Source organism: Pseudoalteromonas sp. (genome assembly GCF_018402495.1).
Taxonomy (GTDB): domain Bacteria; phylum Pseudomonadota; class Gammaproteobacteria; order Enterobacterales; family Alteromonadaceae; genus Pseudoalteromonas.
Genome location: NZ_JAGYIU010000002.1, coordinates 719,900 through 742,308 on the forward strand (window position 1 = coordinate 719,900; position 22,409 = coordinate 742,308).

Genomic DNA, 22,409 nt, shown 5'->3' on the forward strand with positions numbered 1-22,409 from the left:
AACACTAAAATAAAGAATAATAGTTTAATCGTTTTTTAATAGCGTTTTTGCATACTCTTCAATAAAAGGGCCTTCTTTTATTTCTAACATTAGCGCCTTATCTGATATACATTCTACACTGTGTATATCACCCGGTTTAAATTCAATACATTGTGTATCTTGTGCATCTCCAACTAAAAAAGACCTTATTACAGAGCCATCTTTATTATGTAGTGCTACTTTTAATACTCCACTTTGTACAATAAACATTTCCCATTGATGCGCTAATGCATGGTAATGTGGCTCTACATAACTGTCTTTCAGTAGGGCTATGTATAATCTTTGTACTTTATCATCAAAGCTAGTATGTAAGTTTAAGTGAGCTCTTTTTCTTGATGATTTGCTGGCCTCGTTAAACAAAAGCCCTAAATCACGCTGAGTGATTTTCCTCATTAACATCCTTTAACTTTTTAATAATGTTAGCGGCAATAGACGTAACTGCAAACTCATTCTTTAGCAAATTATAAGCTCCGTGACCAAGCTGTTTTCGTAAGCTGGGATTTTCGTATAGCGCTAATGCATTTTTTAGTAGCTTTTCATCATCACCATTTTCGCTAATAAATCCAGCTTTATTTGAGTTAACTAACGCTTGTAGATCGTTGCCACTGTTTACACTACCTAAAATAGGCAACGACTGCACCATGTAGCCTAACAGTTTACCGGGAAAGTTATGAGCTGTATGTTTAGCAGATAAAGAAAACAAGCCTACATCAATACTGGCTAATATATGCTTAAACTCATTTTGATTAACCGAGGGTAAGTAAGTGTAATTTGTTAATTGCCACTGTTTTGCCAGCTTATTAATTAATTCAACTTCGTCACCTTGACCAATAAATAAAAAATGCGCTTGGCCACAATGCTGCATATTTTTAGCTAAGCGCATTAAGTTTGCCATATCTTGCGCATGGCCAATGTTGCCGCCATAAAAGTAAATAACTTTATTTTCTAGCTTTAGCTGCGTACGAATAGAGTTAAGGTTGGTACTAATATTAATAGGTGTTGTATCTGCCCAGTTACGCAAAATTTCTGTGGGGTATTGATAACCATTACTTTGTTTAAATACCTCTAAATTTTTTTCTGACATCAAACCAATAGTGTTTGCTGCTTGGTAAGAGCGCTGTTCAAAAAACTTAAAGTAGCGTGCTATTAAAGAGTCTTGTTTGATCATACCGGCATCTATAACCCATTGCGGAAACAGGTCACGCAACACTAAATAAGATTTGCAGTTACAGCGCTGCTTAATATTATTGACCAAACCACCAAAAAATATTGATGGTGAGTAGTAAATTACGCCATCAAAGGTATGCTCACTTACATAGGGCTTAATAGCCGACCAAGCTCTAAATGAGAGTAACGTTTCATTTAGTGCTCGCGTTACTTTGTTTACATCTTTAATGGGGCCAGAGTTAAAACGCCAAACCTTTACACCATCTAAGCTTTGTTCAGTAAATTGTTCTGCCTGCCCTACAACAGGTGTAATCACAGTGACATTATGCCCACTTGCCATGAGCTCAAGTGCGAGCTCATGAAACATTTTAGCACCCACACGAGTACTATCTGGCAAGTAGTCATCAATAATTAAAGCAAGTTTCATTAATATTTTTTCCACACCACTCTATTTACATAGTCGGTATAACTAATAATGGTTCGTAATACCTTGTCTGAAACATTGGGAGCAATGTAGTTTTGCACTTGATTAATGAGTCTGTGCTCACCACGAGGTTGTTTATCGAGTATTTCGATAGCTTGTAGTATCCGCTCTACATTCATGCCAGTAAACATAACCGCACCTTCTTCAAAGCCTTCGGGGCGCTCTTGTGCATCCCTAATATTTACTGCTGGAAAGTTTAAAATAGATGACTCTTCTGTGATAGTACCGCTGTCGCTCAATACGACTTTCGCCTTCATTTGCAATTTTACGTAATCACTAAAGCCAAGTGGTTTCAATAACTTAACTAAGGGATGAAACTCTAAGTTAAGTAAGTCAATTTTCTTTCTGGTACGAGGGTGTGTCGATACAATAATAGGGTGCTGGTATTTTTCGGCAATAGCATTTAGTGCTTGTACGTAACTGTGAATATTTTTTTCGGAATCGACATTTTCTTCTCTGTGAACACTAACCACAAAATACTCACCTGATTTTAAACCAAGTGTTGTTAATATTTCAGCATTCGAAATTTTATCTTTATAACAATTTAACACTTCATCCATTGGGCTGCCCGTTCTAACAATTAGATCGGGCTTTAAGCCTTCGGCTAATAAATATTCACGCGCTATATCAGTATAAGGCATGTTAACATCAGAAATATGATCCACTATTTTACGGTTAATTTCTTCGGGTACGCGCATATCAAAACAGCGGTTACCTGCTTCCATATGAAAAATTGGAATTTTTTTACGTTTTGCAGGAATAGCCGCCATTGCGCTGTTGGTGTCGCCTAAAATTAAAATAGCATCCGGCTGTACATTGGCAAACATAGCATCAGCTTTACTAATTACTTGCGCCATAGTTTCTGCGGCAGTAGCGCCTGCACATTCTAAAAATATATCTGGGGCGCGAATACCTAAGTCTTCAAAAAATATTTGATTAAGTTCATAGTCATAGTTTTGCCCAGTATGCACTAGCACATGCTCACAAAACTCATCTAACTTTGCAATGGTGCATGACAACCTAATAATCTCTGGGCGAGTACCTACAACTGTAACAACTTTTAACTTTTTCATGCTTTATACCTTTTAACGTAATCTGAGTGCATATACTCGACAAGCTTATTCCACGCCGGCGGGCTAAACTGAGTTAATTGCCTAAATTTATCTGAATTTAGTGAGCGATCAATCACCAACTCTTGCGACTCAGCAATAGTGATTTGCTTTTGGTACTGCTCTGCAATTAACTTTAATAGCGTGTATTTATCAATCGGATCTACCGATAAATGCAACAAGCCTGTAACACCTTGATTTGGTAAGACATATTCCGCCAACAGCGTGGCTATATAACAGGTAGGCAAGCCTGAGAAAACAGCTTTAGAAAAACCTTTAGTGCTTTCGCCTTGTGATAAAAACCAATCTACTAAGCTTACGGCAGATGTAAGCTCATGCCCTATAATCGAGGTTCTTAACGTTAGATGTTTGCCGTAGCTCACTTCACCTAAACACTTTGATTTACCGTACAAGTCACGCGCATCAGGTAATGAATTTTCGTTATATAAACCTTCATTACCGGTAAATACACAGTCAGTTGAGAAGTGAATCAATTTTGCATTAACCTGGTCACAAATATTGGCCAACTCATGTGGAAGTAATGCATTAATTTTAACAGCATCTATGTGCTGCTTTGAAATACCATGCTGTTTAATTAAACCCACACAGTTAATTACTACATCAGGTGCCACGGTTTCGATAGCATGCTGCAATGAGCTAATGTCGTATACGTCAACACCAGTAATCAGTTGCTGTTGCATATTGCTAAAAAATTGTTCTTTGCCATCAATACTACGCACCGTGCCAAATACTGACAAGTGGCTGTGTTCATTTAAGTTGCTAAACAGGCTGTAACCAAGCATCCCTGTAGCACCTATAATTAATATTTTCATCCTTAAACACCTTCAGGAACAATAATATTTCCAGACTCAATTTCACGTATAAAATCAAGCTTACGTAGAAGTTGCTTCATGCCTTCAACGTCTAAACGCTCAGTATTATGCGAGTTATAATCTTCAACTTTTGAGAGGTCTGAATCACCCTCTTCAAAAAACTTTGAGTAGTTTAAGTCTCTGTTATCTGCAGGTACCCTAAAGTATTCACCTTGCTCTTGTGCAACAAACATTTCTTCGCGGCTGCATAAGGCTTCAAACAATTTTTCGCCATGGCGAGTACCAATCACATTCACAACATGCTCAGGCTTTTTAAGCATTTCGAGCAACGCTGTTACTAATACTTCAATGGTTGCTGCTGGCGCTTTCTGTACAAAAATATCACCATTTTGGCCATTTTCGAAAGCATGTAATACTAAATCAACAGCATCATCTAACGTCATCATAAAGCGGGTCATGGTTGGGTCAGTAATAGTAATTGGCTCGTTGTTAACCACTTGTCGAATAAATAAAGGAATAACCGAGCCACGGGATGCCATTACATTACCATAGCGAGTACAACAAATAGTGGTGTTGGTATGCTCTAGGTTACGGCTTTTAGCCACAATTACTTTTTCCATCATAGCTTTAGAAATACCCATCGCATTAATTGGGTACACTGCTTTGTCGGTACTCAAGCACACTACACGCTCAACATTATTAGCGATAGCAGCTTCAAGTACATTTTCTGTTCCAAGCACGTTAGTTTTAACAGCTTCTAGCGGATAAAACTCACATGACGGAACTTGTTTTAACGCAGCAGCATGGTAAACATAATCAACACCGCGCATAGCTGAATTAATACTTTGGCTATCGCGAACATCACCAATATAAAACTTTAACTTATTTGATTGAAAATGCTTTCGCATATCATCTTGTTTTTTTTCATCACGTGAAAAAATGCGAATTTCTTTAATGTCGGTATTTAGAAAGCGACGTAATACTGCATTACCAAATGAGCCTGTACCGCCAGTTATTAATAGTGTTTTTTCTTTAAACATTGTAAGCACTCTTTTTTAAAAATCCCAGTTAGCAGGGCTATAAACGTCCCCTTCAAAGTCAATATCTACCTTTGAAAAGTTACTTAACTTTAATTTCAAATTTTCTTCATTATTAAATCTAATTAATCCAGGGATTGTTCCAAAGTCATCAAATAAGCCATCTACGTATGGTGCATCATATACATATACGGGCTTATTTTTCACTAGTGATTCAAATATGGGTAAGCATAGAGTTTCAAAAGTAGACGTAATTAAGGTTGCATCTACTGCGTCAAGTAAAGCTAGGTAGGAGTCCCTGCTTTGCATTCCGATAAAGTTAATATTACTTAGTTTCAAGTTAGAATCTGCGGTAACAATTAATACGATGTTATTTCCAGCTAAAAAATCAGCTAGACTCTGCACCAACTCAAAATTTTTATGTACTAAGTGGATATTAGTAATAGGAACCAGTATTTTTAGTTTCCCATCATCTATTTTATTTATATAACTATTACTACTAGCTTTGCTTTTTGGAGCATGTATAGATATACCTGGCCAACATATTTTAATGTTATACCCATAGCCTGCTGCTTCTATAAATATTTTTTTTACATATGAGGTTTGTACAATATATACACAGGACTTTTTACCAAAATACTTAATTATATTTCTAAGGATAAAATATTTAACCCCCTTTCCTTCAAATATCAAGATATTATGAAAATAAGAAACTTTATACTTCAATGGAAATAAGGTGTTTATATTAGAAAAGCTCACGATTTTTTCACATTTATAAAATTTACAATAAAACCATGAAGTAAAAAGAGTAAATAACAAAGTAGCAATGCCTGACGTTTCTTTCTTAATCCAAGTTACATTTTTATATTTCTTTTTTGGTTCAATTGGCGACATAACAATATAATGATTAGATTTGTCCCTTTCTTTACTTTCAATAAAACCATTTAATATAGTCAAGGCCCCTCCATTTTTAGCGGCCGTGGCATTAATTAGAACTATCATTCTTCTTTTAAATCCGCAATTAACTTAGTTTCAAAGTTTTTTTCATACGAAAAATCTGCATTAATGCCTTTTAAATTCACTTTGTACTCTTTATTTTTAATAACTTTTATAGCTTTCAACATGGAGCTTGGATCATCTTCGTGAACTTGGATGACATTGGAGTATTCATTTAAAAATTCATATGTAGCATTCTGAGGCCCTATATAAATGATAGGTTTTCCTGCTTTTGCATAGCCATAAGCTTTTAATAATATTCTAGCAGATCCTTTCTCTTCTTTTGGTAGATATAAAACTAAAACTGCAGCACTATACAGGTAATTAGGTACATCTTTTGATGGTACTTTACCTAGACTATAACAACTTCCAATATTTCTAAACTTATCGCCAAGAAAAGCTACTTTAATCTCAGAATCAGATTTTGAAAGCAGTTGATTAATGATACCCACAGCTTTAAAACCGTAATGTGACCCGCTGTACAGGTAGTCATATTTAGTACTTACAACCCTAGTTGAATAATAATCTCTGGGGTAGCCATTAGGTACAGTTCTAACTTCAGTATCTATTCCATGCTTTAAAATTTCATCTTTTAGTTTTTGTGTATTGGCTATAACTAAATCGCAACGATTTAGATAAGCCTTATATGTTAGATTTGAGATGAACTCATGGAAATGAGTGCCATATTTATGGAGCCTATTACCTTGCCAAGCATCTCTTAAATCAATAATCCATTTAGCATTAGACTTGCTGACAATTGATGCTGCTAAAAAGTTTATTGAATGAGGTGGAGTTGAGCTAATTACAACATCCCAATTAGTACCTAGTTCTTTTAAAATTTTTTTCTTACTTTTCCAAAGCCTTAAAAATGAACTATCAGGGAAAGGAGATAATACTCGATTTAGAAACTTACTTTTGAATATAGGAGTAATACTTAAGCATTGATAAACTTTAACTTTTCCATCGAAATCCTCAATGTCATCATCGGCAACGGTTAAAACAGTAACGTTAATTCCATTATTTACAAGTGTTTTAGTCAAGTAAATCGCTCTCTCAGAAGAGGCTAATGAAGTTTTAGATAAGCTAGATACAATTACAAGAGCTCTGCTATCTTTTTCTAGAAACATAATGTTCGTCCTTAAAGGCGATGAAATAAATGAAACACACAAAAAGGTGTACAGTTAAACTAAGTTGTCGCTGTTGTGGTCAATTTGTCCTGGGTAGTGAATTAAACTTTTCTTCGGTCGCTTTAGGGGAGCCTTTTATAATAACTCATCAAGGTAAGTACTAATTACTTTTATCAACTTCTTAATAATTAGAGTACGTCAGTGAAGAAGACTACTCAGTTTTTAACTTTCAAAATAAACGCTCATATATCAACAGCGATTCACATTATATAAGTCTGCTACAATAATTGAATGTGACTCCTTTGTAATATAGCACTTTAGCAGGGCAAGATTACGAAGCCCCTTGCCCTGCAAGGACTTGCGAAAGGTAGCTATTGCTACGGTTTGCTTTTTTCTGCTTTCTTTTGATCCCTGCTTTGAAGCTAGCTTCTTCCGTCAGCAGGTTTAAAGCTATATGCCTTATAACTGCTAAGTTCTCACCCGCTTGCTCTCGACGTATCCGACATTCATCTTCTTTAAAACCTACGTCTAATCGCCAGTGCATCTGATTTTCGATGCTCCAATGTGATCGCGTGCTCTCTAGTAAAGCTTTAGCCGTCAGTTCTGCTGAGCTTATGTAGTGCTTGATTTGCATTGTTTCTGCTGGCTTATCACCTTCTTGACGAATTGAAACGACCATACCAATTGTGGAGAGTCCAGCCCAATCAAGCGCTATATCGCCTAAGAAATCTGTATCGTGAACAACCATACTCAAACGTGTTTCTGTACGACCATGCCCTTTCTCTTGAGTGACGTATTTATCCCCTTCAAAACTATTAAGCATACTAGAATTAAACACTTGGCTAATCGCTTGCTCCAATCGTTTTTGATTACCTTTTCCCGCTAAGAGGTAATCTGCATCTTGGGCGACTATCTTTTCTGCTATATCCTTCTGGCATCCCATAGCATCAATCGTCACTAAACAGCCTCGCAAGGAAAGCATTTCAAGCAGTTCGGGGATCGCTTTTATTTCATTGCTTTTATCCGCAGTCTTAACTTGTCCTAGTACAACTTGGTTTGCCGCACTAAAGGCACTAACCATATTTAATATTATTTTAACCTTTTCAGAGTAGATATCCATTTATATAAACTATGCAAACCCTACTTTTGGTTGTTATTATTTTCAGGGTAATTACCAAATCTAATATTCAGCTCTGATTTTTTCACTACTTAAACAAGTAGGCAACTTTATTCTTCCTAATATACCAATCAATAGAATAATTATTATATATAAATTGCCTACATTATTATATTGCCTGAAATAAAAGTATCCTTGAATTAAAATTTGACAATAGCCAACATAAAATAATAGTGAAAAGAAATTGATATTACTAAACCCCCTCCTTAACAATAAAACAAAAGTCATAGACATCAATGAAACAATAAAAAAGACACCCCACAGCGAAAAATCTTGATAGAAATCTAAAAGTAATGTCCCCCAAGACCATGAAATATACTCAAAGCCATTATTATAAAGCTGAGAAGAATACTGTTGCCTTAATAAGCTAGAGTTTTCTGAATTACTAAAAAGCTCATAAAAAAGAGGAAAAGAACGTGAGCCGTTTCGGAACTCTGTATCTAAATCTACAGAAGTAGAGAAGTTGATAAATTGCTGCCCTAAGTAATCTAGTATTGACAGAAGCACAGAACCGAGATCCCCAAATCGATGATATGAAATAAAGATAAATACAACGATGAATACAAATATTAACACTAATAACAATCGCTTTATTTTTAACAATTTAATTGGAGGGATAAACTTTCGAAATAATATTAAATTAAAAACAACAGCAAGCCCCCAAAAAACCACGCCATCACGGCCAAAATAAGAGAAAACAAAAACGGGATATGATAATGATGAAATGAGCAATAAAATTGATAATAACGGCCTATAATTAATACAAATATAAACAAACGATAATGTAAGAGGTATGATAAAAAAAGTTGCCACAACTCCAGCTAACGTATTGATTAAACCTTCATTTATGTACGGGTGTCCTTCAGCTGTTAGTAAATACCTAAACTGACTCAAGTTTTCAGTATTTAATACTTGATATATAACAGGGATAAAATTAAAAAATGAAAAAAATGAAAGTAAAATAAGTATTATAGAAATTTTATCCAATATATTTCTATCTGGTATAACCAAGGTGCTAAAGTTTTCACTATTCACGATTATAAAAGGGGATAAAAGTATCAATATAGCTAACGTAAAAAAAACACTTCCAAGATAATAAACATCTAAAAAGTAGGCATATTTATCGTTAAGAAAAGATAAAGCAACAGAAGATAGTAATCCAATAAAATAAATACTAATTAAAAATACGGAGTTAGAGTAAAACTTATCTTTCGCTATAACCAATACAAGTAGAGTCAAAAACACTATAAATGGGAAAAAGAACTGTAACATAATATATAGTACCTATAAAAAGCAAACCTATCGCAAGTAAGGTGAATATTCTTTTTTATTTTATCAACAACCTAAATAGGTACTGCGTCGTAATTATTGAGTATCTTTACTACAACTACTAATAAAATTTCTATTATTAAATATCACTTGTAATAAATTAACTTTCTTTAGTACAAATAAATTTTCAGACATCAATATTTCATGAATTTTTTCATTTTTCAGTTCAAAGCCTATACACTCCACTTGTTCACAATGCTTATTAACTATTTTTTCCCATTCAGTACTTTTAGACATTTCCACCCAGTCCCCCCAGGGGCCTTGATTTCCTTTGACTATACCGATTCGCTTAGCTAAATGACGATATAGCCAGATACAAAACTGTATAGGACTGTTAACCCACCAAGGAAAATAAGGTAAGCGGCCATCTGCATGCAATAGCCATTTACTTTCTTTTAAGTAAGGTTTCATTGCAGAATTAAACAAACGGCGATTTTTTTTCCATTGAGTGGGTACAGATGCACTAATTTTTACAGACTCCTTGCACATAAATGGCTCGTAGCTTCTAAATAGTCGGCGAGTAGTATAAAGATTAGGTATAGCAGTTCTCATAGTTGCAGGGTAAAGAACAAACCACTCATGAGCAGATATAGGCCTCAATTTTTTGATAACTTTAAAGCGAGCTAAACGTCTTTTATTAATTGCACATAAAATATCTTCGCTAATTAATGTGCTAGTTATTTTTTTAGTTTGAGTTTCACCTTTTTTAAAAACATCAGGGATAAAAGGGTATCTACCAGTGTTGGTATAACTCAAAGCATAAGGTGATTTCAAAAGTGAATCTGATAAATACCCACCAAATACAGCGGTATACTCAGCCAGCTTAAACTTTTTATCAAACCCCAAACTGTGGGCATGATGATACTGGTGACCCATTCCAACAAGTTTACTAGCTTCAGGTAAAATATCTAAATAATGTGTTTTCTCTCTGAACCCCACAGTAAAGTTTGCCCCGTATATGTCTGCAACTTTTTTTGCTATCTTCCCTTCAACATTCATAGAGTCTAAAAAAACATATGCTTCCCTTTGTAAATGGGAAGGTAATATTCCCGAAAGTACTCGGGAGTCTTCCCCACCTGAAATGAACTGAGCGACCTTGCTCATTTTATTAGTTACGCGATTAACGTACCCATCCAGCCCTTCCCTTAGCGCTGTAGACGCTTCTTTTATATTGGTGTATGAATTGCTTTCTTTGGGTTCCCAGTAACTTTTAACTTTAGAAGTATAAGACTCACGGCTAAATATAATTTGACTCGCTGGAGCTAACTGGTAAATATTCTTATAGGCAGTATATGGATATGTAATTACATCATTTAAGACAAAATCAGCTAATGAAACAAGATCTAAATTCACGTTTTTCTTGGGCACACTCGCTAGCGCATCAACATGCGTGCCAATAAATAAGCTCTGATTGCTTTGATGAGCATAAACTGGGATGAATGCCATTAAATCAGTAACAACTTTAAGTGTCTTATTTTTTTTATCTATTAATAGTATAGTGAATGGTCCGCTTAAATCTTCATCCCACTGCATTTTATTTTCAATAATCCATCGTTCATAAATGGCTTTACTTGCAATATAAGAGTCATTTTCAACCAGAAAGTCATTATCTCGAAAATAAAGAACAGGGCCACCTATAACAATAAAGATATGTTGCTCCGTCACGTAAGGTTTAAACCCATTATAATAGCCTTGACTAACGGCTAACGTTCCCCAGTTACCATGAAACTCTTGCGTCTCTGGAGGTTCAACGTCATAGATATTTTCAATTATTTGAGCCAGCTTACCTTCTGTTTGTTGCAAGCTACTAAAAAGATAATCACTCATTGTTTAACTCTTGTTTTGCTTCTAACTCTAATCCATGGCGTAGGACATAGTAATAAGCCTCATTACGTGTAAAGTGCATTCCCTTAAGTACTTTATTCGTATTCTTCCTTCGACCTAGTAAAGTTGCGGCTAACTCTTTCGTCCAACTTTTAAAAGAAAAAGCTATAGGAATAGAGAAGAATGAAGATATTAAGTGTTTCTTCACATCCGGGTATGCGCTTATAACCATTTCATCATGTGCCTGATCATACCCTTCACCAAGAAGCGAGCATAGATTGTGTAGATCTATTCTTTGGTCTACTTGTGTTATTTCAACTTTACCTTGATCCATATGATGGTACACAGGCTCGAAATTTATAGCATTATTTTTTTTCATAGTAAGGATAACAGAGAATGAACTATTTTTTCTATGGGCCCATTTACCTGGGTCAAAATAAAAATTACCTAAACTATAGAAAATCAAGCTTTTTCCATATTGTTCATATCCTTGAGGAACATGAGGATGTGAAGCAATAACAGCATCTGCACCTAAGTCACACAAGTGCTTATATCTTTCACGCCACTCTTTCTGAGGTATTGAATAATTCTCTAATCCTGCATGCGGAAAAATTAAAACAAAATCACATTCTTCTTTTAATTTTAGAACCGTTTTATCAATTAAAGTGTGATTAATCCATGCATATCCTGCACTTTCACTCCGCTTAAAGTAATCAATGACCCCGAATTGAGCTTCACACGCATTAATAATACCAATTGTGATATCACCTATTTTTTTTATTAAAGGTTTATATGCTTCTCTTTCATCTATTCCCGCACCAACGGTGTCAAGCCCTACCCTTTGTGCTTCATCAATTGTTGCTTGCAAACCATCTTTACCAAAATCCAACATATGGTTATTTGCAAGTAACGCAAGATCAAAGCCCTGTTTTTTCAGGCCTGACAATGTTTCAGCCCTTTGACTATGGTGAATACCAGATTTAGGTTCTGGTGCACCTTTCCCCTGTATCGGAGCTTCAAAATTACAAACAGAATAATCCATACTTTGAATAATTTGAGCTAAATCATCGGAGAGTAATTCACCTTTAGCATTGTTATAGTTAACAATATCACCACATGCAAAAAGCTTAACCATTTGATTTTCCATTATTGAACCTGTAACTCTTAAATAAAACAATAGTGATGATTAGAGCATTTATAATTGCACTTGTAGTACAAAAAAATGCCAAACTAATAACATCGCTTTCATAAAGGTAATATCCAGTGACTAAAGCTGCTGCCCGAAGAGAAATAGAAAAAACAGTAAAAAATAAATAAAATCTTTGAATAGCTAAAATAGGGATTGCCATATTACTAGGAGGATTCAGGAACATAAAGAACAGCCATACAGACAACCATCTAGCATAATCGCCTGCGACAACCCACTCGGTACCAAAAACAAAACTAAACAACTCAGGCCCAAAGATAATAATAATTCCAAATGGTACAATACCTGCTGCGGCTAACATAATTGTTGCTTTACGTATTAGGTTAAATAAATTTTCTTTGTTGTGTGCTGCTTCAGTAATACGTGGATAAAATACATCACCGACTGCTTTACCAATTAAAGTCGAAGGTACCCCCAATGCTGTTTTTCCTAAAGTATAAAAACCAGCCGATGCTGGCCCAAATAAACTTGCTAATAAAAGTACTGGTAAACTTTGCGACAAAGCATTTATAAACTGTTGCGGTGCTCGGTATAAAGGAAAGTCTCTGTGTTTATGTGCAAGTATTTTCAAGTTACTTTTAGAACTATTTTCAGAGTTAATTCTATCTGTTTCAATAGACCATTTTTGAGCACCAAACCATAATTGCATTGTATATAACGCATTACCCAGTGTTGCAGTAAAAATCAATATCGCACCAATAGGGTTGAATGCCCCCCCCGCTGCTTTCAGACTATTCATTATCAATGACTGGCTAACTGCTACTCGGGCAGTAACTTTAAACTGTTTCTTGCGAATTAACCATTGCTGCATTATTTGTTGTGTTGCTGCAAAAAATAAAGCGATGGGAAGAAGCAGCAAATAACTACTAATTGCCTGTAGGTTAAACAAAGTTATTAATGGTTCTTTTGTTAAAAAGATTACAATAAAAGTAATAATTGAGACGACAGAAGCGATTAGTAAACTTAGCTTGGCAATGCTTCTTGCATCATCATCAACTTTGGGTAAAACAATAGCTATTGGGTATGCAAGCGCTGCAACGGGTGATATTACAGCTAACACAGCGGTAAACACACCTAACAAACCAAAAGCTTCAGCACCGTAAAGGCGAGTAATTAGGGGCATGAACAACATTGTAATCATTTGTGCTCCAGCAGCGCCTGAGGCAACAACAACTACGTTACGGATAAACTGACTGGTATTTAATTTTTTAAGCATGCTGACTTATATTTAGCATTAGAAACAATGCACTTAATAAAAAATAGATAAATAGCATTTTTAGCTACGCTATACGTTATCTAGCACCTAGGTTCTAGGTTCTAGGTTCTAGGTTCTAGGTTCTAGGTTCTAGGTTCTAGGTTCTAGGTTCTAGGTTCTAGGTTAATCAGCTTAAAAACAGCTACGGGCTTTTTGCAACGGGCGACGGGCCTCTAGCTACGGGTTTCGGGCTTCGAACCTAAAACATACGCGGGGTAAACCCGCTGCTACATGTGCGCGTCGTAAAGCCCCGCCTACAAATATTTTATATTTACCTGCGCGGCGTAAAGCCCCGCCTACAAATATTTTAATTTACCTGCGCGGCGTAAAGCCCCGCCTACAAGATATTTTAATTTACCTGCGCGGCGTAAAGCCCCGCCTACAAAATATTTTGCACCACCGAGGCGCTGTGCTACACAGAGAAAAGCTACGGGTTTCGGGTTTCGAACCTAAAACATACGCGGGGTAAACCCGCTGCTACTAACCGACGCGGGGTAAACCCGCTGCTACATGTGCTTGGCTTAATCTTTACCTAGTACCTAAAACCTTTGTTTTCCTAAAGCCTTTGTCTTCCTAGCGCCTTTTACTTATTTATCCGATTTATACTCGTAATTGTAATAACCGTAATAGCCATAGGCGTTGCTGGCTTTTTTAAGTATGCCGTTAAATACTACGCCTTTTACGTCTATGCCGTTTTGCTCAAAGCGGTTGCGGGTGAGTTCTATTTCACGCAAGTGGTTTTGGCCAAAGCGGGTTACCAGTAAGGTAGTGCCGGTGTGGGCGCTTACAATGGCTGGGTCGGTTACTGCTAGTATAGGTGGCGTATCTATTATTACTAGGTCGTATTGGCTGCTTACTTCCTCTACCAGTTTACTAAAGTTACTGTGCATTAGTAGCTCTGATGGGTTTGGTGGTATTTGCCCGCGGGTAATTACATTTAAACCCTCAACCTTGGTTGGTTTAGTAATTTGCTGCAGCGTTAAACGCCCTGATAGGTAATCGCTTAGGCCGTCGTCCCATTTTAAGCCAAACTGGGTTTGTAGGTAACCTTTGCGCATATCGGCATCTATTATGAGTACTTTTTTACCGCTTTGCGCTAATACCGCGGCTAAGTTAACCGATATAAACGACTTACCTACCCCTGGGCTTGGGCCCGATATAGCAATTAGGTTGTTTTTAGCTTCCATCATCGCAAAGTGTAAGCTGGTACGTAAGCTGCGCAGTGCCTCTATTGATAAGTCGGCGGGGTTGTCGAGCGCTAATATCGATTTAGCCTTTGCCTTTTTGCGGGCTTTACCAAAACCGGTGAGTTTTTCTTGGTAGTCTGAATACGGTACGCTGGCGTATACAGGTAGGCCAATAGCTTCAATTTCGTTGGCGTCTTCTACGCCTTTGTGCATGGCTTTTTGTACCAGCACAATGGCCACTGCTAACATGCCGCCCAGCATTGTCGCCATCACCACTATTAGGGCTTTTTTAGGCTTAACCGGTTTTGAGGTGTTTACCTCGGCGTAGTCTATAATGCGTACGTTACCTACGGTGCCGGCGCGTACTATGTCGAGCTCTTGGGTTTTAGCAAGCAGCAGGGTGTAAATTTCATTACTTACTTCTACATCGCGTTTTAAACGTAGTAGCTCTTGCTGGGTTTCGGGTAAGTTACCTACCTCACCCACAAAGCGTTGCTTTTGTTTTTCTACTGTTTTTATTTGCTCTAAAATGCCTTGGTAAGTGGGGTGGTCTTTTTTAAACTTACGGCTTAGCTCTAGGCGTTTTAGCTCTAGCTCTTGTAATTTTGTTTCTAGCTCTACTACTTGCTCGAGCACGCCTTGGGTTTCGAGTGTTATGTTAATTGACTGGCGCTGTATTTGGTAGTCGTTAAAGCGTTGCTCGGCAAATTCTAGTTGCTTTTTAATTTCGGGTAGTTGTACTTCTAAAAACTCGAGTGATTTTTGCGCCTCGGCGCTGTTACGCTCTACGTTACGGCGTACATAAATACCGGCTACTTTGTCGAGTACTTTTTCGGCGTAGCGTGGTTTAGTGCTTTGTAGGCTTAGGTTAATTATGCCTGAGTCTTTGCCTTTTTCGCTGGCGCCAATAGCGGCTTGTAGGTCGAGTATGGTGTTTAGGCGGTCTTGGCGTGTAATTATAAACTCGGTACCTGGGCGGGCGTTAAGCTCGCGTACGGTTAGGTTAAATTGGCCACTGCTTAGCTCTTGCCCTACTTTGCCTTTTAGTATTACCTCGTCTTCGCTGTTAAGTAGGCTTAGGGTGTTTGCCTCACCGGCCACCAGTACAAAGCCTTTACCAATGGCAGAGCGCGGTACGTCAAACCTAAATACGTTAATGTACTCGCCGCCCCATGCATAGCTGCTTGCACCAAAGCTTGGCTCGGCCAATTCGCCTTGAGTGCTTGGGGTAAAGGTGCGGTAGGCACGGTTACCAATAAACGGGAATAATTTTGGCTCGGCTGTTATATCAAGCTTTAGGGTATCGACCGCTTCGCCAATTACGCTGCGCGATTTAAGTAGCTCTATTTCGGTCACCGCAGCCGAGGTACTTTCAAACATGCCTGCCATGTCGTCAAACCCGGGTACTGAGCTGCCGCCATCTTCTACTTGGATCATGGCGGTTGCTTGGTATACCGGGGTAGAAAGCACCGCATACACTACACCTACCAACATAAATACGGTGGTTAACGCAATAATAAAATATTTACGATCAATTAATGCACCTAATAGGGCCATTAGGTCTATTTCTTGGCTTGCTTGTTCAAACTTATTTTGCTTATTTGCTGCTACTGCAGTGGGCTGAGCATTCATGTACTAGCCTATCCTTATAAATACTTTTGCCAAGCGCTACACGCGCTATCGATTAATGCGAAAACATGCTCAAAGGCCTCTTGGCTTTGGCGGTAGGGGTCGGGTATTTCTGCGTCGTTAATCCACTTACCTAATAAAAAGGTTTTGCCACGCGCCTGCGGGTAACGTGTGCATAGGTCGGTTAAGTGGCGTTGCTCCATGACTAAAATTACACTGTTTTGTGCAACTAAACTTGAGCTAATTTGCCTACCTTGGTGTTTGCTCATATCTATGCCGTGCACGCTTGCTATTTGTTGTGCTTGGCTGTCGGCTGGTTTGCCTTCAAGGGCGGTTAACCCGGCCGACGATACGGTAATATTTTTAGCTGTTAGTTTACTTTTTAATAGGTATTCGGCTGTTGGGCTGCGGCATATATTACCGGCACATACCACCAAAATAGAATCGAACATCGTTATCCTTAGTTTGCTGTTATGTCGTCAATTGAGTCAACAGTTGCAATAGACGGTAATAATAAGCTTATTACGCGGTTCCAACGGGCAAGTGGTGCCGATGTTACATACACTATGTCGTGCGGTTGCAGTTCAAATTGCTCGGCCAGTACCAGCGCGGCTACATTTTTAGCGTGTAGTTGGTATACATCGGCAATAACCCCATCGGTTTTTAGGTTGCGTTTACGCAGTACAAATATGCCGTTTGCGTCGGCGGTGTTTTCGTTTAAGCCGCCCGAGTTAGTGAGTGCCTCGGCTAGGTTTAAACCGTAGCGATTTACATCTACTGTGCCTGCGCGTTTAACGTCGCCTAGTACAAACACGCGTTGTAGGTCGTCACGGTTTACGTGCACTATATCACCATGTTGTAATAAACGGTTTTGCGAAATGTCGCCATTTGCGTAAAAGTCATCTAGCTTAATTACTTCGGTTTTGTCGCCTCGGGTAAAGGTGACTGTGCGCCAGTCGGCGGCTTCTGTTAACCCGCCTGCTTGGTTAAGCGCGTCAATTAGGGTAAGTGGTATTTCGGTTACTGGTAACACGCCAGGTTTGTTTACTTCGCCGGTTACGTAGGCTTTTTGGCTACGAAAGCCCACTACTTTTATGTCAACTTGTGGGTCTTCTATTACTCGGCTTAGGCGTTTAACTAGCTCGCTGTGTACTTGTTGTACTGTTTTACCCGCGGCCTGAATATTTGGTGCGTAGGCATAGGTTATTGTGCCATCGGCTTGTACTCTAAAGCCGTCAAACTCGGCGGTACGTTGTACAGCTGCGGGTATGGTTAGCTCGGGGTGATCCCATACACCTATGGTTAGTACATCGCCTACACCTAATTTGTATTGGTAATTTGTGGTGTCTATGCCTGCTAGGCTAGAAATTGGCTTTGCCTGTTTACGCTGCTGTTTTTGATGAGAAATAAGCGATGAATCTATGATTTTAATGTTTATTTTTTCTAGATCTTGCTCGAGATTTTTAGTTTGATCACCCGACTCAATCCCTTCAAAATGGCTACCGGGTATAATTGTACACCCTGTCATTGTTAATAACGTGAGTGATGCTACAAGTGTTTTACAGCTTAGCGCCATGGTGTGTTCCCAAATAATATTAGTACCAATTTTTGTTAAAACCTGATTATTTTAGTGTTTTAAGTTTATGGCTGTTATTTTTTGCCGACTAATTAAACCACGGCTCTGTTTTCTGTGCAAGGCTGCTTGCGCGTTTACTGTACAAGCAGTTAAATTTTTGTTGATTTAGTGTTTTAGGTTCTAGGTTTTAGGTTCTAGGTTCTAGGTTCTAGGTTCTAGGTTCTAGGTTCTAGGTTCTAGGTTCTAGGTTCTGCAAAATTATAAACCCCATTTGCACAAAGAGAAGTGAATGAGGGTAAATGAGAAAACACACCTATTTATACCTTTCTCTTAAGCGCAGCGCCTCTTGACCTATTTGTGAACCAAGTCACTTAAAAACATCTGCACAAAGAGAAAACAATGAGCGTAAATGAGAGAACAAAACCCTTATTATTTTCCTCTAAAGCGCAGCGTCTCTTAACCTCTTTGTGAATAAATCACTAAAAACCTTTCGCGACATAATCCCGCTAACAAGACCATTTTACACAAAGAGAAGACAATGAGAGTAAATGAGAATGCATAACAATTAGTACTTACTACACCTTTGAAACATAGATCGCCCATTCTCTTTATGTATAAATTCACTTAAAACTTTAAGTTTAGTCGCTTTATTCCATTGATAAGTTTAGTTGTATTAAAGTTTATCAACAAACCAGTGCTTACATTCGATAGCTTCATATAAGTCAATAATTGCGCTGAATGGATTGGTAATAACTTCTCTACAGACTTTAATTCAACAATCAATTCATTTGTAATTAATATGTCTAGTCTATAACCCGCGTAAATGTTTGTATTTTTATATAAAATAGGTAATTCAACTTGATACTTGGCATCTATTCCAGCTTGCTTCAATTCAAGTAAAAGGCAAGTTTCATAAGTTGATTCTAATAACCCTGGACCCAATTGTTTATGTACTTCAATAGCGCATCCAATAACTTTTTGTGTGAGAAGATCAGTATCCATACTTGTCCTAAAACTATTATTTATCTCTAAAGCGCAGCGCTCTCTTAACCTCTTTGTGAATAAATCACTTAAAGATCTTTTTGCACAAAGAGAAGTGAATGAGGGTAAATGAGAAGACACAAATCTTATTTTCCTCCTCTTAAGCGCAGCGCCTCTTGACCTATTTGTGAACCAAGTCACTTAAAAACATTTGCACAAAGAGAAAACAATGAGCGTAAATGAGAGAACAAAACCCTTATTCTTTTCCTCTTAAGCGCAGCGCCTATTAACCTCTTTGTAAATAAATCACTTAAAGATCTTTTTGCACAAAGAGAAGTGAATGAGGGTAAATGAGAGAACAAAACCCTTATTATTTTCCTCTTAAGCGCAGCGCCTCTTGACCTATTTGTGAATAAATCACTTAAAATCTTTTGCTTGTCTAGCCCTTCGGGCACGCTTCCGCCCCTAGGTTGCAGTTCCTACGTTCTGATTTATTTCTAGTTTTAGTTTTAGACGCGGGGTAAACCCGCTGCTACATGTGCGCGGCGTGAAGCCCCGCCTACAGGCTATTTTAATTTACCCGCGCCTCGCAGCCCGCCGCTCGTAACCTTTCGCCTTTAACCTTTCGCCTTTAACCTTTCGCCTTTAACCTTTCGCCTTTCGCCTTTCGCCTTTAACCTTCAACCTAACACTCTATATCTTTGTTCTCTACGCTCATTTCTACTTGTTTATTAAGCATGTTTACTAACAATATGCTGCGCATGTCGCCGTCGGGTTCTTTGTATATTGCTTGTACGTCTTTAAATGAGCCGTTGTTAAGGTACACTAAATCGCCGGACTGGGGGAGGTTGCCGTTGTGTTGAGTTTGCTCAACGTTTTTTAATTCGTTAATAAGTTGTTCGGGTACTAATTGATAAGATGCGCCATACGACACAAAACCGCTTACGCCGCGGGTATTTTTAACCGCAGCAAAGTTGCCGGTGTGTGGATTTAGTTTAACGAATAAGTAATTTGGAAATAAAGCTGATTCTTTAAGGGTGCGACGACCCCTAATTATTTTTTCAACTTTTAATTGGGCAAAAAAGGATTCAATCCCTTGGTTTTGTAAATTAACCTGCGCGCGGGCCTCTTGCCCAGATTTACAAAATAATAAGTACCAACTATCCATAGTCACCCTAATACACTTGTGCTTATATTTAAAACTTTTACAGGCTGTAAGTAGCTTAGGTAGTTAAACTGTAAGTGCTTAGTTACGCTTACATGCAGGTGTTACCTAACCCTTCACCTAAATTAGGCGTGCATAATACATTAATTTGCAGAAAATAAAAAAGGGTTTTAACCCTTTTTTATTTTATTACAAAAAAAGGGTTTAAAAGCTGTAAACCAAGGTGAGTGAGGTCTCGGTGTCGGTGGCTTCTTTATCGTCGGCAACGTCTGAGTTGTTGGTGATATTGTAAGCAACCTTCATTTGCAACGAACCGTTTATTTTAGTGAGTAATGCAGTTTCTGAGCGCGTTTTGGTGTTGGTGTCACCGTACTCTACCGATACTAACTGGGTAAAACGGGCGTTGTCTGAAATTTTCCAGCTGTAATCTAATTTACCTAAGGCAATTACTTCGCCTTCGTACTCGCCGGCAAGTGAGTTGCCGTTTTCATCTACTTCTGTGCTTACATCTGGGTATTTAAAATATTTATAACCCGGACCAATTTCGGCGTTTAGTTTCATGTTTGACTCGTCGAGTAAACGTAAACCATAACCCGCTGAAACAACCGACTCACTGCGGTATGCACCAAAGTAGTCAGAAACGTGTGAGCCGTATAAAAATAAGTGCGAGTGTTTTTCGTTTATTTTGTAATTACCCTGCGCTGAAATAGAATATTTTTCGTTGGTGCGCTGCGATTCTTTATTGCCATTGCTGTTTTCTACTTCGTCTTCTTTGTAGATGCCGTCTAGCTTGTATTCGTTATTCCAGCTTTCTAGGCTGTGTAACACTTTAATGCCGCCTTTTAGGGTGGTGGTTTCGGTGTTACCGCTGGTGATAATGGCGCCTACTTCGCTGGTTACTTCCCAGGTTTTTTGGTCTTGCTCTGCTGCAAATGCGTTAGTTGTAGCAACACTGGCTACTAAAATTGATAAAAGCTTACGTTTCATTAAAAATTAACCCTGTAAATATGTTTATGCTTTGTTTAAAACAGCGCTAAGCGCTGCTTTAATTAATTTTGCTTGTGTAAATGTACATCCATTTGCGGAAATGGAATGGTAATGTCGGCGTCGTCTAACGCTATTTTAATGTTTTCCATTAACGACCAGTAGGTTGGCCAGTAATCTGCTGAGTTAACCCATGGGCGCACAATAAAGTTAACGCTTGAGTCGGCAAGTTCAGATACCGATACGTTGTATGCTGGGTCTTTTAAAATACGCGGTTCGTTGTCGAGCACAGATTTAAGTACTTCTTTGGCTTTACGTAGGTCGGCGTCGTAGCCTACGCCAATCACTAGGTCTATGCGGCGTGTTGCTTCGCGAGAGTAGTTAATTATGGCGTCTGACATTATTTTTGAGTTGGGCATTACAATAACTTTGTTATCGGGGGTGCGCATTTCTGTTGAGAATATTTCAATTTTTTTAATTGTGCCGGCTTTGCCGCCTGCTTCTACGTAGTCGCCTGATCTAAATGGGCGAAGTAAAATAATTAACACGCCAGAGGCAAAGTTAGATAGTGACCCTTGTAGCGCTAAACCAACCGCTAAACCGGCCGCACCTAAAATGGCAATAAATGAGGTTGTTTCAATACCAATTTGCGACAGCGCCATTAAAATAGTGGCTGCAAATACAATGGCATACACAATACTAGAGACAAACGATGAAACCGCTTTATCTACTTTTTTCTTGTCGAATGCTTTTTCGGTTAGTTTTGCACAAAACTTGGCAATGCGGCCGCCAAGTAAAAATATAACAAGCGCTATAACTGCTTGAATACCGTAGTGTAAGATTAAGCTTGAATTTTCATTCAGCCAATTGAGTATTGAATCCATATTAACTCCTGAGTGTTTTTAAGCAGTTTAGTTTGTTGTTTATTGTATTGTAAATCTTTAATAGGTGTTTGCAACAGCGTTTTATGAGGTTTTAGGTGCGTAACCCGTCGCCCGAAGCCCTCCGCCTTTAACCTTTAACCTTTCGCCTTTCACCTTTCGCCTTTCGCCTTTAAAAAAAGACGTGGGGTAAACCCGCTACATGTGCGCGGCATAAAGCCCCGCCTACAAAACAATTAAAACGCGGTGATTAAACGTAGGCGGGAGTTTACCTCGCGCATGTTTTAGGTTTAATGTCTACCCGCGCCCCATTGCCCGTTGCCCGTTGCCTGTTGCCCGTTGCCCGTTGCCCGTTGCCCGTTGCCCGTTGCCCGTTGCCCGTTGCCAATAGCTTAAATATAGAATAATTATAATAAGTTTAA

Annotated in this window: 18 protein-coding genes and 1 pseudogene; all 19 read right to left on the reverse strand. The window is 38.2% G+C overall.

The window, feature by feature from the left end:
• Positions 1–24: 24 nt before the first annotated feature.
• A complete protein-coding gene (locus KG708_RS08845; RefSeq protein WP_213609022.1) occupies positions 25–432 on the reverse strand; it encodes a WbuC family cupin fold metalloprotein in 408 nt (135 codons plus the stop codon).
• Entirely contained in the window at positions 410–1,633 is a 1,224-nt protein-coding gene (locus KG708_RS08850) for a glycosyltransferase family 4 protein (RefSeq protein ID WP_213609023.1), read from the reverse strand. The genes KG708_RS08845 and KG708_RS08850 overlap by 23 nt, the downstream gene beginning before the upstream one ends.
• Entirely contained in the window at positions 1,633–2,763 is a 1,131-nt protein-coding gene (gene wecB / locus KG708_RS08855; protein ID WP_213609024.1) for a UDP-N-acetylglucosamine 2-epimerase (non-hydrolyzing), read from the reverse strand. Before wecB ends, KG708_RS08850 begins: the two co-directional genes overlap by 1 nt.
• Positions 2,760–3,632, reverse strand: a complete 873-nt coding sequence (locus KG708_RS08860; protein WP_213609025.1) for an SDR family oxidoreductase — start codon at positions 3,630–3,632, stop codon at positions 2,760–2,762. Before KG708_RS08860 ends, wecB begins: the two co-directional genes overlap by 4 nt.
• Before the next feature lie 2 nt (positions 3,633–3,634).
• Positions 3,635–4,672, reverse strand: a complete 1,038-nt coding sequence (locus tag KG708_RS08865) for a polysaccharide biosynthesis protein (protein WP_213609026.1) — start codon at positions 4,670–4,672, stop codon at positions 3,635–3,637.
• 15 nt (positions 4,673–4,687) lie between these two features.
• A complete protein-coding gene (locus KG708_RS08870) occupies positions 4,688–5,626 on the reverse strand; it encodes a hypothetical protein (protein WP_213609027.1) in 939 nt (312 codons plus the stop codon).
• 41 nt (positions 5,627–5,667) lie between these two features.
• The gene (locus tag KG708_RS08875; protein ID WP_213609028.1) at positions 5,668–6,792 is read right to left on the reverse strand and encodes a glycosyltransferase; all 1,125 of its coding nucleotides are present in this window, start codon (positions 6,790–6,792) and stop codon (positions 5,668–5,670) included.
• A gap of 331 nt (positions 6,793–7,123) precedes the next feature.
• Positions 7,124–7,879: pseudogene (locus KG708_RS08880) on the reverse strand (ISAs1 family transposase); the annotation flags it as partial.
• Between the two features lie 93 nt (positions 7,880–7,972).
• Entirely contained in the window at positions 7,973–9,241 is a 1,269-nt protein-coding gene (locus tag KG708_RS08885) for an oligosaccharide repeat unit polymerase (RefSeq protein ID WP_213609030.1), read from the reverse strand.
• A gap of 93 nt (positions 9,242–9,334) precedes the next feature.
• Positions 9,335–11,125: a hypothetical protein gene (locus KG708_RS08890; RefSeq protein ID WP_213609031.1), complete on the reverse strand. Its 1,791-nt coding sequence runs from the start codon at positions 11,123–11,125 to the stop codon at positions 9,335–9,337.
• On the reverse strand, positions 11,118–12,269 hold the full coding sequence (locus KG708_RS08895; protein ID WP_213609032.1) for a CapA family protein: 1,152 nt from the start codon (positions 12,267–12,269) through the stop codon (positions 11,118–11,120). The genes KG708_RS08890 and KG708_RS08895 overlap by 8 nt, the downstream gene beginning before the upstream one ends.
• Positions 12,250–13,545, reverse strand: a complete 1,296-nt coding sequence (locus KG708_RS08900) for an oligosaccharide flippase family protein (protein WP_213609033.1) — start codon at positions 13,543–13,545, stop codon at positions 12,250–12,252. The genes KG708_RS08895 and KG708_RS08900 overlap by 20 nt, the downstream gene beginning before the upstream one ends.
• Before the next feature lie 626 nt (positions 13,546–14,171).
• Complete coding sequence (locus tag KG708_RS08905) at positions 14,172–16,403, reverse strand: polysaccharide biosynthesis tyrosine autokinase (RefSeq protein WP_213609034.1); 2,232 nt, start codon at positions 16,401–16,403, stop codon at positions 14,172–14,174.
• Positions 16,404–16,417: 14 nt separating this feature from the next.
• On the reverse strand, positions 16,418–16,852 hold the full coding sequence (locus KG708_RS08910) for a low molecular weight protein-tyrosine-phosphatase (protein WP_213609035.1): 435 nt from the start codon (positions 16,850–16,852) through the stop codon (positions 16,418–16,420).
• Between the two features lie 8 nt (positions 16,853–16,860).
• Positions 16,861–17,976 (reverse strand): polysaccharide export protein, encoded by a 1,116-nt coding sequence (locus KG708_RS08915; protein ID WP_213609036.1) that lies wholly within the window; start codon positions 17,974–17,976, stop codon positions 16,861–16,863.
• A 624-nt stretch (positions 17,977–18,600) separates the two neighbouring features.
• Entirely contained in the window at positions 18,601–18,978 is a 378-nt protein-coding gene (locus tag KG708_RS08920; RefSeq protein ID WP_213609037.1) for a GxxExxY protein, read from the reverse strand.
• 664 nt (positions 18,979–19,642) lie between these two features.
• The gene (gene rfaH / locus KG708_RS08925) at positions 19,643–20,125 is read right to left on the reverse strand and encodes a transcription/translation regulatory transformer protein RfaH (protein WP_213609038.1); all 483 of its coding nucleotides are present in this window, start codon (positions 20,123–20,125) and stop codon (positions 19,643–19,645) included.
• A 201-nt stretch (positions 20,126–20,326) separates the two neighbouring features.
• Entirely contained in the window at positions 20,327–21,109 is a 783-nt protein-coding gene (locus KG708_RS08930; RefSeq protein ID WP_213609039.1) for a DUF481 domain-containing protein, read from the reverse strand.
• Positions 21,110–21,171: 62 nt separating this feature from the next.
• Positions 21,172–21,990 carry a mechanosensitive ion channel domain-containing protein gene (locus KG708_RS08935; protein WP_213609040.1) on the reverse strand — a complete coding sequence of 273 codons (819 nt, stop codon included), beginning with the start codon at positions 21,988–21,990 and terminating at the stop codon, positions 21,172–21,174.
• Positions 21,991–22,409 lie beyond the last annotated feature (419 nt).

Bases quoted from the DNA above. Each gene is read 5' to 3' on its own strand.
- KG708_RS08845 (WP_213609022.1), bottom strand. From the start codon at position 432: ATGAGGAAAATCACTCAGCGTGATTTAGGGCTTTTGTTTAACGAGGCC.
- KG708_RS08850 (WP_213609023.1), bottom strand. From the start codon at position 1,633: ATGAAACTTGCTTTAATTATTGATGACTACTTGCCAGATAGTACTCGT.
- wecB (WP_213609024.1), bottom strand. From the start codon at position 2,763: ATGAAAAAGTTAAAAGTTGTTACAGTTGTAGGTACTCGCCCAGAGATT.
- KG708_RS08860 (WP_213609025.1), bottom strand. From the start codon at position 3,632: ATGAAAATATTAATTATAGGTGCTACAGGGATGCTTGGTTACAGCCTG.
- KG708_RS08865 (WP_213609026.1), bottom strand. From the start codon at position 4,672: ATGTTTAAAGAAAAAACACTATTAATAACTGGCGGTACAGGCTCATTT.
- KG708_RS08875 (WP_213609028.1), bottom strand. From the start codon at position 6,792: ATGTTTCTAGAAAAAGATAGCAGAGCTCTTGTAATTGTATCTAGCTTA.
- KG708_RS08885 (WP_213609030.1), bottom strand. From the start codon at position 9,241: ATGTTACAGTTCTTTTTCCCATTTATAGTGTTTTTGACTCTACTTGTA.
- KG708_RS08890 (WP_213609031.1), bottom strand. From the start codon at position 11,125: ATGAGTGATTATCTTTTTAGTAGCTTGCAACAAACAGAAGGTAAGCTG.
- KG708_RS08895 (WP_213609032.1), bottom strand. From the start codon at position 12,269: ATGGAAAATCAAATGGTTAAGCTTTTTGCATGTGGTGATATTGTTAAC.
- KG708_RS08900 (WP_213609033.1), bottom strand. From the start codon at position 13,545: ATGCTTAAAAAATTAAATACCAGTCAGTTTATCCGTAACGTAGTTGTT.
- KG708_RS08905 (WP_213609034.1), bottom strand. From the start codon at position 16,403: ATGAATGCTCAGCCCACTGCAGTAGCAGCAAATAAGCAAAATAAGTTT.
- KG708_RS08910 (WP_213609035.1), bottom strand. From the start codon at position 16,852: ATGTTCGATTCTATTTTGGTGGTATGTGCCGGTAATATATGCCGCAGC.
- KG708_RS08915 (WP_213609036.1), bottom strand. From the start codon at position 17,976: ATGGCGCTAAGCTGTAAAACACTTGTAGCATCACTCACGTTATTAACA.
- KG708_RS08920 (WP_213609037.1), bottom strand. From the start codon at position 18,978: ATGGATACTGATCTTCTCACACAAAAAGTTATTGGATGCGCTATTGAA.
- rfaH (WP_213609038.1), bottom strand. From the start codon at position 20,125: ATGGATAGTTGGTACTTATTATTTTGTAAATCTGGGCAAGAGGCCCGC.
- KG708_RS08930 (WP_213609039.1), bottom strand. From the start codon at position 21,109: ATGAAACGTAAGCTTTTATCAATTTTAGTAGCCAGTGTTGCTACAACT.
- KG708_RS08935 (WP_213609040.1), bottom strand. From the start codon at position 21,990: ATGGATTCAATACTCAATTGGCTGAATGAAAATTCAAGCTTAATCTTA.